The sequence below is a fragment of the Acidiphilium multivorum AIU301 genome, from assembly GCF_000202835.1.
Lineage (GTDB): Bacteria > Pseudomonadota > Alphaproteobacteria > Acetobacterales > Acetobacteraceae > Acidiphilium > Acidiphilium multivorum.
Genome location: NC_015186.1, coordinates 2,501,267 through 2,515,533 on the forward strand (window position 1 = coordinate 2,501,267; position 14,267 = coordinate 2,515,533).

A 14,267-nucleotide genomic window follows, 5' to 3' on the forward strand; every position below is an offset into this window, starting at 1 on the left:
CAAGCCGACAAGGCGGAGCGGTTCACGTGGCGCGAACCGGCGGCCGAAGATCACGGGAGGGCGCATGAGCGGTTTGCGGGTCGCGGTCCAGATGGATCCGATGGAAAGCGTCGATATCGACGGTGATTCGACCTTTGTTCTGATGCTCGAGGCACAACGCCGGGGCCATGCGCTCTGGCACTATACCGTGCGCGACATGTGGCTCGAGAACGGCGCGCTCAACGCGCGGCTCCGGCCGGTGACGGTGCGGCGCGAAGCCGGCAACCACTTCGCGTTCGGCCCCGCGGAAACGATGGATCTCGCGGTGATGGACGTGGTGCTGATGCGCCAGGATCCACCGTTCGACATGGGCTACATCACGGCGACGCACCTGCTCGAGCACATCCATCCGCGCACGCTCGTGGTCAACGATCCCGCCGCGGTGCGCAACGCACCGGAAAAGCTGCTGGTGACGGACTTTCCGGACCTGATGCCGCCCACGCTGATTGCCTGGGACCGCACCGCCATCCGCGAATTCCGCGCCCGTCACAAGGACATCATCGTCAAGCCGCTCTACGGCAATGGCGGCATGGGCATCTTCCGCATCAAGCCGGATGACGAGAATCTCGGCGCCCTGCTCGACACGCATTTCGCCGGCTCGCGCGAACCGCTGATGGTGCAGCGCTACGAGCCGGCCGTGCGGGCCGGCGACAAGCGGATCATCCTGATCGATGGCGAGCCGCTGGGCGCGATCAACCGTGTGCCGGCGGAGGGAGACGCCCGATCCAACATGCACGCGGGCGGCATCGCCGCACCCACCGAAATGACGGCGCGCGACCGTGAGATCTGCGCGCGGATCGGACCGACGCTCAAGGAGCGCGGACTGCTTTTTGCCGGGATCGACGTGATCGGCGACTACCTCACCGAGATCAACGTCACCTCCCCGACCGGGCTGCAACAGGTCGCGCGCTTCAACGGCCTGCATCTGGAAGCAACGATCTGGGATCGGATCGAGGCTCGCCGAGCTTCTGGCCACTGACCGGTGCGGGCAGCGCTTCCCGCGCTCGCAGTCTTGCTGGTTGCCTGTTCGACGGGGCAGGGATCGGAACCCGTCGGGCACGCCGCATCCGGACCGCTCTCGGCAACATTGCGCCGCTCTCCCCGCGGGCCGGGAAATTTCCAGTATTTTCTCTCCGTCCGGAACAACGGAAGGGTCATCTTTTCAAGCCCCGGCGACCCCACACAGCTGATCCCGCGCCTTGTCCGGCCGGCCGGCGCGCCGCGCTGGTTTCCGCAGCAGCGCGCGCATCTGGCCGGCATCGCCGTGCTTGGCGGACGGCGCTTCGCGATTGTTGCCGAGCACAACACCGGCGCGGATTGCGGCGAGGGAACCGTTGGGCTCGTCGGTTCACGCGGCGAACTCGTCACGGTCCGGAACCCGTGCGCGCTGGATGTCGCGATCGGGCATGGCGAGGTTCGCCTTGCCGGGCCCTACTACGCGCCGGGTGCGCCCCTCGTCGATCCAACAATCGTCCGCGCCGCGGCGATCCTCACCTTTCGAGGCGGCAAGCCGGTCGAGAGTCCGCCCTATTTCCGGATGCGGACATCATCGCCGCCGTAGGGATATACTCCTACAAGTTTGCGACGGCGTGCTGCCGGGCGAGGAACCAGGCATCGACCGCCGACTTCATCGACTGCGCAACGCGGCGACGGAAGACGGGCGTGCGCAGTTCCGCCTCGTCCTGCGGATTCGACAGGAAAGCCGTCTCGACGAGAACACTCGGAATTGCCGAGGACTGGAGCACCGCGAAGGTTGCGTGGCGGGCCGGATTCGGCAGCAACGGCACATGCTGGCCAAGCGCGCCGACCATTTTCTGCTGCAGAAGATGCGACTCGATCTTGGTGCTGTGCGCCATCAGCGCGAACAGGATTTTTGCCACCTGGGGCGAAACGCCGCGGAAATTGGGGTTCGATATCCGCTCGACGCTATTCTCCGAACGCGCGATTTTGGCGGCGAGCGCATCGGAGGCATGGTTCGAGAACGTATAGACGCTGGCGCCCCGCACCGCGGGATCGTGCGCCACCGAGTTCGCGTGGATCGAGAGGAAGAGCGCCGCCTTATGCCGCTCGGCAATATCCACCCTCGTCTGCAACGGGATGAAGATATCGCGCGAACGCGTCATCACCACGTCATAGCCGGCACGCTCGAGCGCGTGCCGCAGGTCGTATGCCGTGGAGAGCACGACCGTCTTTTCGTAAATGTCGCCTTGACCGATGCAGCCCGGATCGTGGCCGCCATGACCGGGATCGATGACCACGAGACGCCTGCCGGTGGCCTCGCGCCAGGCGGCCCGGCTCAGGCGGGGCGCAGGGCCGGGAACAGCACGCGCCAGCGCCGACTGCATCCAGAGCGGCAGGGTGATCGTGGCCTTGACCCCCGAATCGAGCAGGAAGCGACGGGAGAGACGCATCGCAAGCCTCCTTTCTGTCAACCTTTAAGACTGGCTTCCGGCATGAAGTGCCACCATGGTATCAGGAATGCACGTTAAATCATTGAGATTGACAGAAGGTTGATCGAGCGGCGGAATCCACCCTATCGCAATGCGGCTTGTGAATGATCGCAAACCGAGCATATCCGCCAGAACGGTCCGGGAGATCCCCATGCGCGCAATCATCGTGTTCTATACGGCCTGCCTGCTGGCTTATCTGCTTCTCGATGCGGTCTGGCTGGGCCTGACCGCGAACGCCATCTATCGCGCCTCGCTCGGGGGCATCATGATCCCGGGGTTCAGGCCTGCGCCAGCCCTTGCCGTCTATCTGCTGCAAGTGCTCGGGCTCACGATGTTCGTGCGGCCGCGCGCCGTCGCGGCCGGCCGGGCCGCAGCCTTTGGATACGGGTTCTGCTTCGGCGTGTTCACCTACGGCCTCTACGACCTTACCAATCTCGCCACCTTGAAATACTGGACTCTCGGGCTGAGCCTGACCGACATTGTCTGGGGTGGTGTGGTTTCCGGTCTCGCCTCGCTGTGCGGCTGGCTGGCGGCACGACGCTTCGTCCGCCAGCGCATCTTCAAATAGCGCCGATCAGCTTTCGCCCTGGGGCCGTTCGAAGGCGTCCTTGCCATCGAACCGTTGCAGCTTCTCGACATGCATCCAGGAATGCTTCTGTCCGATCGCCTTCACGAGGTCGGAAATGCCCTGCGGCCCGTTTCCGGCCGCGGGTTCATTGAGCATGAAGCGGCAATCGAAATGGTCGACGAGGAAGGTCCTGCCGCCGGTCGCCGGCCAGACCTGGACGCCGCGATTCGAGATCGAGTCGAGGCGGAGCGCACTGCCCTCGGCAATCGCGGTGAGGGAGGCGCCCAGCTCGGCCGCGGAAAGGCTGCTTTCCAGAAAGATGTCGACGCCAAGCAGTTCGCGGCTTGCGGGCTCCGTATGGGCGGTGCGGTCGGGCCACGCCTTGAGCTCGAGCGGCCGGTAGGCGCGCGACGGGAGATTGCTCGTGCGGCCGAGATTCTCGATGACCTGGCCGACGAACTTGTCGGTGCCGACGCCATGGCCGCGCGGCGAGAGGTCGCCGGTCAGGTTCTCCCCCTCGGCGAGGGTGATGAACAGCGCCTGCTCGATCGTCTCGGCCGTCTCGAAGGCGCCGATATGGCGGAGCATCATGATCGCGGCGGACAGCAGCGCGGTCGGGTTGGCGAGCCCCTTGCCGGCGATGGCCGGCGCCGAACCGTGCACCGCCTCGAAAATCGCCGCGTGATCGCCGAGATTGGAGGATGGCGCGATGCCGAGGCCACCGACCAGCCCGGCGGCGAGATCGGAAATGATGTCGCCATTCATGTTCGAGGTCACGATCACGTCGAACTGCTCGGGGGCGATGACGAGCTGGTGGGCGCAGTTATCGATGATGATGTGATCCTGCGCGATATCCGGATAATCGGGACCGACTTCCTCGAAGACGCGCTTCATCATGCCCTCGGTGAGCTTCATGATGTTCGCCTTGGTGGCACAGGTCAGCTTCCGGCGGTCCTCCGCCTGGGCAAGGCCGAAGGCGGCGCGGATGATGCGCTCGCAGCCCGGCCGCGTCATCAGCTTGAGGCACTGGGCGACATCCGGAGTCTGCATGTGCTCGATGCCGGCATAGACGTCCTCCACGTTCTCGCGGACGATGACCATGTCGATCCCGCGCCCGGTGAACGGCGTCTTCACCCCGGGCAGCTCGCGGACCGGGCGGATATTGGCATAGAGCTCGAAATGCTTGCGCAGGGTGACGTTGGCCGACTTGTTGCCGTAGCCGACCGGCGTTTCCAGCGGCCCCTTGAGGGCGATGCGGTTGCGCGCGATGGAATCGAGGGTTTCGCGCGGCGCGCCGGAGGCGATGCCCTTCCTGAACACGGCGGCGCCGGCTTCGGCAACCTCCCACTCGACCGGCGCTTCGGCGGCCTCGAAGATGCGGCGCGTCGCCTCGAAGACTTCGGGGCCGATCCCATCGCCCGGCAGGGCGGTGACAAGGGTCTTGGCGAGGGCGGGCGAGGTTGCGATCATCGTTGATCCCCCATGGTCTGGTTGTGGTTGCGCGTATACGCCTGCCGGTCCGCCGATGCTACCGCAGCGCAACAAATGGCAGCCCCGACGGAATGCCGGGATCCTTGCACGAAACGGTTAACGAAATCTGCGCCAGGCTGGCGCATGTTCCCGTTTTCGCAGGGCTGAACCCCGCCGCGCCATCTGGACATGGACGGCGGCTTTTCTATTTTCGGGCAGTATGTCTGTCTCATCATCCACACGCGAACTTGATGCCCGCTCGCGCGCGGGCCGGAAGAACGAGGTCGCCCTGGTGCCGATGACGATCGGCGCCTGCCTCGGCCTTGCCGCGGGCTCATTCTGCGGCGGCTCGCTGCAGAGCATCTACCCCTATGTCGCCGGCCGGCTGGCGACCAGCAGCGATCACGCGCTGTGGACGCTCACCTACTTCCTCATTCACTGGGCCCTCGGCATCGCGCTGATGCCCTGGTTCGCCCGCAAGCTCGGCTTCAAGCGACTGTTCCTCGCCAGCATGGTCATGCTGGCGATCGGCGCGGGGATGGGAATCCTGTCCCATTCGCTGATGACGATGCTGGTCGCGCGCGGCGTGCAGGGCATTTCGTCCGGCCTGCTGGTGCCGCTGGTGCAGACGCTGCTGCTGCGCCATTTCCCGAAGCGCCATCACACGCTGGCGACGGCGCTCTGGAGCAATTCGATGCTGGTGCCGTTCTTCTTCGGCCCGGCCTTCGGCGGCTGGCTGGCGGTGAATTACGACTGGATCGACCTGTTCTGGCTGGTCATCCCCTTCGCCCTGCTCGCCTTCGTGCTGATCCGCGTCTCCCTGCCGGAAGACCGCCCGACGGCGCCGCCGCCGCCCTTCGATCTTGTCGGCCTCGCCCTGCTCTGGCTCGGGCTGATCGCGCTGCAGATCGTCCTGAACCAGGGCGAGCAGTTCGGCTGGTTCGGCTCGCCCTTCATCCAGCGCTACACGGTCGCCGCGATCCTGTTGCTCGGCTGCTTCATCATCTGGGAACTGACGAGCGAGGCGCCGCTGCTCGAACTGCGCTTCGTGAGCAACCGGAATTTCGGGTTCGGCCTGCTGCTGCTGTGCCTCGGCTGGTCGATCTTCGTCGGCTGGAGTTCGATCCTCCCGCTCTGGACCGAGGTCGATCTCGGCTACAATGGCTGGTGGGGCGGCGTGTTGCTGATCCCGCTGGCGCTGACCGCGATCCCGGTGGCCTCCGCCATGGGGCGCATCGCCCGGCATGTCAGCCTGCGCATGCTCGCGGCACTGTGTTTCCTGCTTTTCGCGATCGCCTTCGCGATGGCGGTCTACAATCCCGAGATCGGCCTCGCGGCGACGGTGCCGAGCGAATTGCTGCAAGGCATTGCCGTGGGCATGCTGTTCGTGCCGCTCACGATGATCATCCTGTCGGAGATCCCGGCGGACGATCTGGCCGCGGCCTCGACGACGAGCAATTTCATCCGCCTTGCCAGCGACATCGTCGGGGTCACCATGTTGCAGACGCTATGGCAGCGGCACACCGAATCCGTCGCGGCGCTGACCCGCAGCGCCATGAGCGAGTCGCTGGTTCGCCAGGCGCTCGCCCACGCGCGGCAGGACGGCATGTCCCACGCGCAGACCATGGCGATGATCGCCGGCCGGTTGCAACTCGATGCGAGCACCTGGAGCCTCGACGACGCGCTCCGTCTCTCCGCCTGGATCTGCCTCGGGGCCGCGGCGGTCTCGCTTGTCGTGCTCAAGAAGCCTCGCCCGCAGGGCGGCTAGCCCCGCAGGCCGTTCCCGCTCACGCGGCGAACGGCATCAGCAGCAGCACCGCGGCCTGGGCGGCGATCCCCTCGCCCCGACCGGTGAAGCCGAGGCGTTCCGAGGTCGTCGCCTTCACGGACACACGATCGAGCGGCACGCCGGCAAGCCCGGCCACGCGGGTGCGCATCGCCAGCGCATGCGGGGTGATTTTGGGGCGCTCGCAGATGATGGTGATGTCGATATTCGCGATCGCCCCGCCCTTTTCCGCGACGAGGCCCGCGGCATGCCGCAGGAAGCGCGCCGAATCGGCATCCTTCCACGTCGCTTCGGAGGGCGGGAAATGCCGGCCGATATCGCCCTCGGCCATCGCGCCGTAGATCGCATCGCAGAGCGCATGCAGCGCCACATCGGCGTCGGAATGCCCGGCGAGCCCCCTTTCGTGCGGCACCTCGATGCCGCACAGCATCAGTTTCCGTCCCTCGGCCAGCACATGCACGTCGTAGCCGGTGCCCACGCGGGGCAGCGCGCCGCTGGCGAGAAGGGTCTTGATATCCATGGGCCGGGTTCTCCAGTTGGCTTGCAGGCACAATGTGCGCAGGAACAGCGCGGCTTTGGCAACTGGACGATTGCGCGTCAATGCCCGGGCCTGTAGTGCTTAATTCATGGGCAACGAGATGAGAAGCTTCCCGAAATTGCACCCGATCCGGCTCAAGGCGCCGGGCGGCGCCGCGCGCGACGTGACGATCGAGACGCCGGTGATCCTGGCGCCGATGTCCGGCGTCACCGACCTGCCGTTCCGGCGGCTGGTCAAGTCGATGGGTGCCGGGCTCGTGGTGTCGGAGATGATCGCCTCCTGGGCGATGATCCGCGAGAACGCGGCGACACTTCGCATGGCCTCGGTCGACGAGGGCACGGGGCCGAACTCGGTTCAGCTCGCCGGCTGCGACCCGGCTGCGATGGCGGAAGCCGCGCGCATCGCCGTCGCCGGCGGCGCCGATCTGGTCGACATCAATTTCGGCTGCCCGGTGAAGAAGGTGGCGGTGGGACAGATGGCAGGCTCGGCGCTGATGCGCGACGAGGTGCAGGCCGGCCGCATCCTCGAAGCCACGGCGAAGGCGGTCGACGTGCCGGTGACGCTGAAGATGCGCATGGGCTGGGACCGGCAGAGCCTGAACGCGCCCACCCTCGCGCGGATCGCCCAGGAAAGCGGCATCGCCATGGTCACGGTGCATGGCCGCACCCGCCAGCAATTCTACGAAGGCACGGCGGACTGGGATTTCATCGCCTCGGTGAAGGCGGCCGTCGCCATCCCCGTGATCGCCAACGGCGACATCACGACCGAGGACGAGGCCGAGGAAGCGCTGCGCCGCTCGCAGGCCGACGGCGTGATGATCGGCCGCGGCGCCTACGGACGCCCCTGGTTTCTCGCCCAGGTGGCGCGGTATCTCGCCACCGGCCAGAAGCTGCCGGCGCCGGACATGGAAATGCGGCGCGATGTGCTCATCGGCCATTACCGCGCGATGCGGGCGCATTACGGCGAACAGCCCGGGCTGCGCGTGGCGCGCAAGCATATCGGGTGGTATGTGCGCGGCCTGCCGGGCGCCGCCGAATTCCGTGCGGCCGTCAACCGGCAAGACGATTCCGCCGCCGTCGAGGCGATGATCCACGAAATCCACGCGCGGGCGATGGGCGAGACGGACGCACCGGTGCAGGCGGCCGCATGAGCGGCCTGCGCGGCGCATTCCGGCGCCGGGGGGCGGTGACGAGGCAGCCGGAACCGCCGATCGATTCCCGCCAGTTGCTGGCGGCGCTGCCTCTCGCCGTCATCGAACTCGACGCGGACGACCGGTTCCTCTTCGCGAATTACGCGGCGGAGGAAATGTTCGGCTCGTCGCAGGCCTTCCTTGCCGGCAAGCCGCTGCACGAATTCATCCCGGCCGACCATCCCATCTTCATCCTGCTCGACCGCGCCCGACGCGACGAAGCGCCGATCGCCGAACACGACCTCGTGCTCGAAGGCCCGCGCTTCGCCCGGCGCGGCGTGTCGATGCAGGTTGCCGCGATCGTGGATGCGCCGGGCCATCTCGCGGTCACGATGCAGGACAGTTCGGCCGCCCGGGCGCTCGACCAGCAGCTTTCGGCCCGCAACGCGGCCCGCAGCATCACCGGCATGGCCGCCGTTCTCGCGCACGAGGTGAAGAATCCCTTGTCGGGCATCCGCGGCGCCGCGCAGCTGCTCGAGGCCAACGCGGCGCCCGAGGACCGCGAACTCGCCGTGCTGATCCGCGACGAGGTCGACCGCATCCGCGAACTCGTCGAACGCATCGAGGTGTTCAGCGACAAGCCGATCGATGTGACGGCCGTAAACATTCACCGCGTGCTCGAGCATGTCAGGCGCCTGGCCCAGTCCGGCTTCGGCGCGCGGATCCGCTTCGTCGAGGCCTATGATCCGTCACTGCCGCCGGTGCTCGGCAATCGCGACCAGCTCGTCCAGGTTCTGCTGAATCTCATGAAGAACGCGGCCGAGGCGATCAGCGAGACGGAACGGCCGGATGGCGAGATCACGCTGGCCACCGGCTTCCAGCATGGCGTGCGGCTCGCCGCCTCCCCTGCCCGCGGCCAGCGCAACCTGCCGATCTTCATTTCCGTGCGCGACAACGGCGCGGGAATCCCCGAGGATATCCGCCGCCACCTCTTCGAGCCCTTCGTCAGCACCAAGGCGGCCGGCTCCGGCCTCGGCCTCGCGCTGGTCGCCAAGATCGTGGCCGATCACGGCGGGCTCATCAATGTCGACAGCCGGCCCGGCCGCACCGAATTCCGTATCCATCTGCCGCAGTTCGAAGATCGCGCCGAGGGCCCGCCATGACCACCCTGCCGACCATCCTGATCGCCGATGACGACCGCTCGATCCGCACGGTGCTGACCCAGGCGCTCGGACGTTCGGGATACCAGGTCCGCACCACCTCCTCCGCCGCAACGCTCTGGCGCTGGGTCGAGGATGGCGAGGGCGACCTCGTCATCACCGATGTGGTGATGCCCGACGAAAACGGGCTCGACCTCGTTCCCCGGATCAAGCGCATCCGGCCGGAAATGCCGGTGCTGGTGATGAGCGCGCAGTCGACCATCCTGACGGCCGTGCAGTCCACCCAGCGGGGCGCCTTCGAATATCTCCCGAAGCCGTTCGATCTCGGCGAGCTGCTCGCAATCGTCGATCGCGCCCTGAAGCAGCCGGCGATGCAGGCGCCGGCCGAACCTTCCGGCGCGCCGGAGGACAATCTCCCGCTGATCGGCCGTTCGGCCGCCATGCAGGAGATCTACCGCGTCATCGCCCGGCTGACGACGACCGACCTCACCGTGATGATCACCGGCGAATCGGGCTCGGGCAAGGAGCTCGTCGCCCGCGCCCTGCACGATTACGGACGCCGGCGGCAGGGGCCGTTCGTTGCGATCAACATGGCCGCCATCCCGCGCGAACTGATCGAAAGCGAGCTGTTCGGCCACGAGCGCGGCGCCTTCACCGGCGCCGCCAACCGGCATGTCGGCCGCTTCGAGCAGGCCGCCGGCGGCACGCTGTTCCTCGACGAGATCGGCGACATGCCGCCGGAGGCGCAGACCCGCCTGCTGCGTGTCTTGCAGGAAGGCGAGTTCACGACGGTCGGCGGCCGCCAGCCGATCCGCGCGAATGCCCGCATCGTCGCCGCGACCCATCGCGACCTGCGGGTGCTGATCCGCTCGGGCCAGTTCCGCGAAGACCTGTTCTACCGCCTCAATGTCGTGCCGATCCGCCTGCCATCCCTGCGCGAACGGCCGGGCGACATTCCGCTGCTCGCGCAGCATTTCCTGAACCGCGCGCAAGCCGAAGGGTTGCCATCCAAGACCCTTGCCCCCGAGGCCATGGTCCGGCTGTCGCAGTATCGCTGGCCGGGCAATGTGCGCGAACTGGAAAACCTGATGCGCCGCCTGTCCGCTCTGGTGCCGCAGTCGACGATCAGCGAGGAGATCATCGAGGCCGAACTTTCCGATCGCGCGATCGAGGATGCCCCACCCCCTGCCGGGGCCGAGCCGACGCCGGATACGCCGCAGGCGCTTGAGCGCGTCATCGAGCGGCATGTCGCCCGGCTGATGACCGAGGCGCGCGAAGCGGGCGAGGACGGCGTGCTCTACGACCGCGTGCTCGCCGCCTTCGAGGCGCCGCTGATCCGCCTCGTGCTCGGGGAGACGCGCGGCAACCAGATTCGCGCCGCGGCCCTGCTCGGCCTCAACCGCAACACGCTGCGCAAGAAGATCCGAGAGCACGAAATCGGCGTCACGCGCCGGGTGGGCTGAGGGCAACGTGGAACCGCAGGCCGAACTTCTGAAACTGCCGGCGAGGCCGCGCCGGAGCGGACCGCTGGATTTCCTGCTTGGCCGGGTCTCGACCCTGATCCTGGCGACCCTCGCCCTGCTGCTCGGGATCGGTTCGTTCGCCTATCTCGCCGGCGGCATCAAGCTCGAATTGCATTCGGGTGCGGCCGTCGGCCTCGCGATCGGCGACATCGCGATCCTCCTGCTGCTGATCACCGTGCTGGTGGCGAGCGTCACGCGGGTGCTGATGGAAAGCCGCCGCGGCGCGGCGGGCGCGCGGCTGCATGTGCGGCTCGTGCTGCTGTTCGGCGGCGTGGCTGCGGTGCCGGCCATCCTGGTCGCGATCTTCGCCGCCGTGTTCTTCAATCTCGGCATCCAGGCCTGGTTCAACCAGCGGGTGCGCACGGCGCTGGCCGAAAGCCAGCAGGTGGCCGAGGGATATCTCGACGCCAAGAAGAACAGCATCCGGCTCGATGCCCTGGCCATCGCCAACCAGCTCAACCAGAACGGGCCGATCTTCTTCGGCAATCCGCAGAACTTCTTCGATCAGGGCTTCCTGAACGTGCTGGTCGCGCAGACCGCCCTGCACGGCCTGACCCAGTCGGCGATATTCGAGCCCCTGACCAACAAGGTGGTCGCCTCGGCCGGGCTGTTCTCCTCGGAAGGCGTGACGCTGCCCCCCGACCGCATCATCGCCGAAGCGGAGAAGCACCAGGTCGCGGTATGGAGCACGCCCAACTCCATGCTCGAGCGCGCCGTCGTCGAACTGGAGGCGACGCCGACGCTCATGCTGATGGTCGAGCGGCCGATCGACCCGTCCATCCTCGCCCATGTCGACCGCACCCGCCAGGCCGTTGCCGAATACAACCGGCTCGAACATCATCGCGCCCAGTTCGAGCTGTTCTTCGCGCTGATCTTCGCGACCGTCGCCCTGCTGGTGCTCTCCGGCGCCTCGCTGATCGGGCTGCTGTTCGCCAACCAGATCGCCCGGCCGATCTCCTACCTGATCGAGGCGGCCGAGCGGGTTCGCGGCGGCGACTATCATGTCCGCGTGCCGGAAGGCGACACGGGAGACGACGTCGCCGGACTGTCCCGGGCCTTCAACCGCATGACCGGGCAGATCGCCGAGCAACGCGCCGAACTGATGAACGCCTACGGCCAGATCGACGAACGCCGCCGCTTCACCGAAACGGTGCTGGCCGGCGTTTCGGCCGGCGTGATCGGCCTCGACCCGCGAGGGCGGATCGAATTGCCGAATCGCGCGGCGTCGGAACTGCTCGGCATCGACCTGCTGAACCATCTCGGAGGAGAGCTGGCCGGAATCGTGCCGGATTTCGCCCCGCTGCTCGACCAGGCGCGGGACAATCCGAGCCGGCCGGCGACCGGGGAGGTCGACTATGCGAAGGGTTCCGAGCGGCGCGTGTTCCTGGTCCGGATCGGCGCTGACCTGAAGGGCGAGCGGCCGACCGGCTTTGTCGTCACCTTCGATGACATCACCGAACTGCAATCCGCCCAGCGCAAGGCCGCCTGGGCCGACGTGGCGCGGCGGATCGCCCATGAGATCAAGAACCCCCTGACCCCGATCCAGCTTTCCGCCGAGCGGCTGAAACGGCGCTTCGCCCGGGAAATCACCTCGGACAAGGACAGCTTCACCCAATGCGCCGACACGATCGTGCGCCATGTCGGCGACATCGGCCGAATGGTGGACGAGTTCTCCGCCTTCGCGCGGATGCCGCAGCCGATCATCAAGCCCGAAGACCTCGGCCGGATCGCGCGCGAGGCCGTGATCCTGCAACGCGCGGCACATCCTGGAATCGAGTGGTCGGTCGAATGCCCCGATCCCGCGCCGCGCGCCGCGTGCGACGCCCGGCTGATCGGCCAGGCACTGACGAACCTGTTGCAGAATGCCGCGGATGCCATCGCGATGCGCCCGGACAATGCCGGGCGCGAAGCGGCCCGGGGCCATGTGAGGCTGCGGATCGACCCGCATGGCGATGAATTCCGCCTGGCGGTGACGGATGACGGAATCGGGTTGCCGGTGCAGGATCGCACAAGGCTTGCGGAACCATATATAACGCAGAAGCCGAAGGGCACCGGCCTCGGCCTCGCCATCGTGCGCAAGATCATGGAAGATCACCACGGCAGGCTCGAGCTTGCCGACCGCGAGGACGGGCCGGGCGCCACCGTAACGCTGGTGCTGAAGGCGGGTTAGGAGACAAATGTCCGAGATTCTGATCATCGATGACGAACCCGACATCCGGCTTCTGGTCGAGGCCATCCTGCAGGATGAAGGCTACACGACGCGCAATGCCGGCAATTCGGATGAGGCGCTCGCCGCCTTTCGGGACCGCCGGCCGTCGCTCGTCGTGCTGGATGTGTGGCTGCAGAATTCCCCGCTCGACGGGATCGACCTGCTGAAGGTGATGAAGGCCGAGGCGGAAGACGTCCCCGTGGTCATCATCTCCGGCCATGGCACGATCGAGATGGCGGTGAACGCGATCCAGCACGGTGCCTACGACTTCATCGAAAAGCCCTTCAAGTCCGACCGCCTGCTCCTGGTGATCCAGCGGGCCCTGGAAGCCGCCCGCCTTGCCGCGGAAAACGCCGAACTCCGCTTGCGGGCCGGCACGGAAACGAACCTGACGGGCGAGAGCGCCGCGGTCACCGGCCTGCGCCATGCGATCGAGAAGGTCGCGCCCACCGGCTCGCGCGTGCTGCTTTCGGGCGCGGCGGGATCGGGAAAGGAAGTGGTGGCGCGGATGATCCATGCGCGCTCGAAACGCGCCGACCAGCCTTTCGTGGTGCTGAACTGCGCGACCCTCGCCCCCGAGCGATTCGAGGTGGAGCTTTTCGGCACCGAGGCCAGCGCCGATCCCAAGGCGCCGCCGCGGCGTGCGGGCGTGTTGGAACGCGCGCATGGCGGCACGCTCCTGCTTGACGAAATCGCCGACATGCCGCTGGAAACGCAGGGCAAGATCGTTCGCGTGCTGCAAGACCAGAGCTTCGAGCGCATCGGCGGTTCGACGCGGGTGAAGGTGGACGTGCGGATCATCGCGAGTACCGCGCGCGACCTGCAAACCGCGATCGGAGCCGGCAAGTTCAGGCAGGATCTCTATTATCGGCTCGCTGTCGTTCCGCTGCGCGTCCCGTCGCTACGGGAACGACGCGAGGACATCCCCGCGCTCGCGCGGCATTTTCTCAACCGCGCGGCCGAAACCTCGGGCCTGCCGCTGCGCTCCCTGTCCTCGGAAGCGCTGGCGGCGTTGCAGGTGCATGACTGGCCAGGCAATGTGCGCCAGTTGCGCAACGTGATGGACTGGCTGATGATCATGCATCCCGGCGAGTCCGGCGAACCGTTCCGCGCAGAGCATCTGCCCGCGGAGATCGGCGCGCACGCCCCCCGCGCGCTGGCGATCGATCCGCTTGCCGACATCATGGCCCTGCCCCTGCGCGAGGCACGGGACGTTTTCGAAACCCAGTATCTGCAGGCGCAATTGCTGAGGTTCGGCGGCAATATCAGCCGGACCGCCCATTTCGTCGGCATGGAGCGCAGCGCGCTGCATCGCAAGCTGAAACAGCTCGGCATCGGTGCGGAAGACCGTTCCAGCGGCGGATGAGAGGGCGGGCTCGCCTCACGATCTTATTC

The 14,267-nt window shown here is 67.0% G+C and carries 12 protein-coding genes; 9 read left to right on the forward strand and 3 right to left on the reverse strand.

Features of this window, described 5'->3' with window-relative positions:
• Positions 1-64: 64 nt before the first annotated feature.
• Complete coding sequence (gshB, locus tag ACMV_RS11310) at positions 65-1,018, forward strand: glutathione synthase (protein ID WP_013640495.1); 954 nt, start codon at positions 65-67, stop codon at positions 1,016-1,018.
• 3 nt (positions 1,019-1,021) lie between these two features.
• The gene (locus ACMV_RS11315) at positions 1,022-1,600 is read left to right on the forward strand and encodes a hypothetical protein (protein ID WP_041665055.1); all 579 of its coding nucleotides are present in this window, start codon (positions 1,022-1,024) and stop codon (positions 1,598-1,600) included.
• 10 nt (positions 1,601-1,610) lie between these two features.
• On the opposite strand, the gene ACMV_RS11320 is transcribed toward ACMV_RS11315, so the two are convergent.
• On the reverse strand, positions 1,611-2,450 hold the full coding sequence (locus ACMV_RS11320) for an N-acetylmuramoyl-L-alanine amidase family protein (protein ID WP_007424579.1): 840 nt from the start codon (positions 2,448-2,450) through the stop codon (positions 1,611-1,613).
• A gap of 190 nt (positions 2,451-2,640) precedes the next feature.
• On the opposite strand from ACMV_RS11320, the gene ACMV_RS11325 reads away from it, so the two are divergent.
• Positions 2,641-3,057 (forward strand): DUF2177 family protein, encoded by a 417-nt coding sequence (locus ACMV_RS11325; protein WP_012039762.1) that lies wholly within the window; start codon positions 2,641-2,643, stop codon positions 3,055-3,057.
• A gap of 6 nt (positions 3,058-3,063) precedes the next feature.
• Here the strand turns inward: ACMV_RS11325 and ACMV_RS11330 are convergent, their stop codons facing one another.
• Positions 3,064-4,527, reverse strand: a complete 1,464-nt coding sequence (locus ACMV_RS11330; RefSeq protein ID WP_013640497.1) for an NADP-dependent isocitrate dehydrogenase — start codon at positions 4,525-4,527, stop codon at positions 3,064-3,066.
• A 298-nt stretch (positions 4,528-4,825) separates the two neighbouring features.
• On the opposite strand from ACMV_RS11330, the gene ACMV_RS11335 reads away from it, so the two are divergent.
• On the forward strand, positions 4,826-6,295 hold the full coding sequence (locus ACMV_RS11335; RefSeq protein ID WP_231844524.1) for a DHA2 family efflux MFS transporter permease subunit: 1,470 nt from the start codon (positions 4,826-4,828) through the stop codon (positions 6,293-6,295).
• Between the two features lie 19 nt (positions 6,296-6,314).
• On the opposite strand, the gene ispF is transcribed toward ACMV_RS11335, so the two are convergent.
• Positions 6,315-6,833 (reverse strand): 2-C-methyl-D-erythritol 2,4-cyclodiphosphate synthase, encoded by a 519-nt coding sequence (ispF, locus tag ACMV_RS11340; protein WP_013640499.1) that lies wholly within the window; start codon positions 6,831-6,833, stop codon positions 6,315-6,317.
• Between the two features lie 118 nt (positions 6,834-6,951).
• On the opposite strand from ispF, the gene dusB reads away from it, so the two are divergent.
• From dusB to ntrX, 5 genes are read left to right on the forward strand one after another with little or no spacing between them, the layout of a single operon-like run.
• On the forward strand, positions 6,952-8,001 hold the full coding sequence (gene dusB, locus ACMV_RS11345) for a tRNA dihydrouridine synthase DusB (RefSeq protein WP_231844395.1): 1,050 nt from the start codon (positions 6,952-6,954) through the stop codon (positions 7,999-8,001).
• Complete coding sequence (locus ACMV_RS11350; RefSeq protein WP_007424574.1) at positions 7,998-9,143, forward strand: two-component system sensor histidine kinase NtrB; 1,146 nt, start codon at positions 7,998-8,000, stop codon at positions 9,141-9,143. The genes dusB and ACMV_RS11350 overlap by 4 nt, the downstream gene beginning before the upstream one ends.
• The gene (gene ntrC, locus ACMV_RS11355; protein ID WP_013640501.1) at positions 9,140-10,603 is read left to right on the forward strand and encodes a nitrogen regulation protein NR(I); all 1,464 of its coding nucleotides are present in this window, start codon (positions 9,140-9,142) and stop codon (positions 10,601-10,603) included. Before ACMV_RS11350 ends, ntrC begins: the two co-directional genes overlap by 4 nt.
• 7 nt (positions 10,604-10,610) lie before the next feature.
• Entirely contained in the window at positions 10,611-12,833 is a 2,223-nt protein-coding gene (locus ACMV_RS11360; protein WP_007424571.1) for a sensor histidine kinase NtrY-like, read from the forward strand.
• Positions 12,834-12,840: 7 nt separating this feature from the next.
• The gene (gene ntrX / locus ACMV_RS11365) at positions 12,841-14,238 is read left to right on the forward strand and encodes a nitrogen assimilation response regulator NtrX (RefSeq protein ID WP_007424570.1); all 1,398 of its coding nucleotides are present in this window, start codon (positions 12,841-12,843) and stop codon (positions 14,236-14,238) included.
• Positions 14,239-14,267: the final 29 nt, after the last annotated feature.

Bases quoted from the DNA above. Each gene is read 5' to 3' on its own strand.
- ACMV_RS11320 (WP_007424579.1), bottom strand. From the start codon at position 2,450: ATGCGTCTCTCCCGTCGCTTCCTGCTCGATTCGGGGGTCAAGGCCACG.
- gshB (WP_013640495.1), top strand. From the start codon at position 65: ATGAGCGGTTTGCGGGTCGCGGTCCAGATGGATCCGATGGAAAGCGTC.
- ACMV_RS11335 (WP_231844524.1), top strand. From the start codon at position 4,826: ATGACGATCGGCGCCTGCCTCGGCCTTGCCGCGGGCTCATTCTGCGGC.
- ispF (WP_013640499.1), bottom strand. From the start codon at position 6,833: ATGGATATCAAGACCCTTCTCGCCAGCGGCGCGCTGCCCCGCGTGGGC.
- ACMV_RS11350 (WP_007424574.1), top strand. From the start codon at position 7,998: ATGAGCGGCCTGCGCGGCGCATTCCGGCGCCGGGGGGCGGTGACGAGG.
- ntrC (WP_013640501.1), top strand. From the start codon at position 9,140: ATGACCACCCTGCCGACCATCCTGATCGCCGATGACGACCGCTCGATC.
- ACMV_RS11330 (WP_013640497.1), bottom strand. From the start codon at position 4,527: ATGATCGCAACCTCGCCCGCCCTCGCCAAGACCCTTGTCACCGCCCTG.
- ACMV_RS11325 (WP_012039762.1), top strand. From the start codon at position 2,641: ATGCGCGCAATCATCGTGTTCTATACGGCCTGCCTGCTGGCTTATCTG.
- dusB (WP_231844395.1), top strand. From the start codon at position 6,952: ATGAGAAGCTTCCCGAAATTGCACCCGATCCGGCTCAAGGCGCCGGGC.
- ntrX (WP_007424570.1), top strand. From the start codon at position 12,841: ATGTCCGAGATTCTGATCATCGATGACGAACCCGACATCCGGCTTCTG.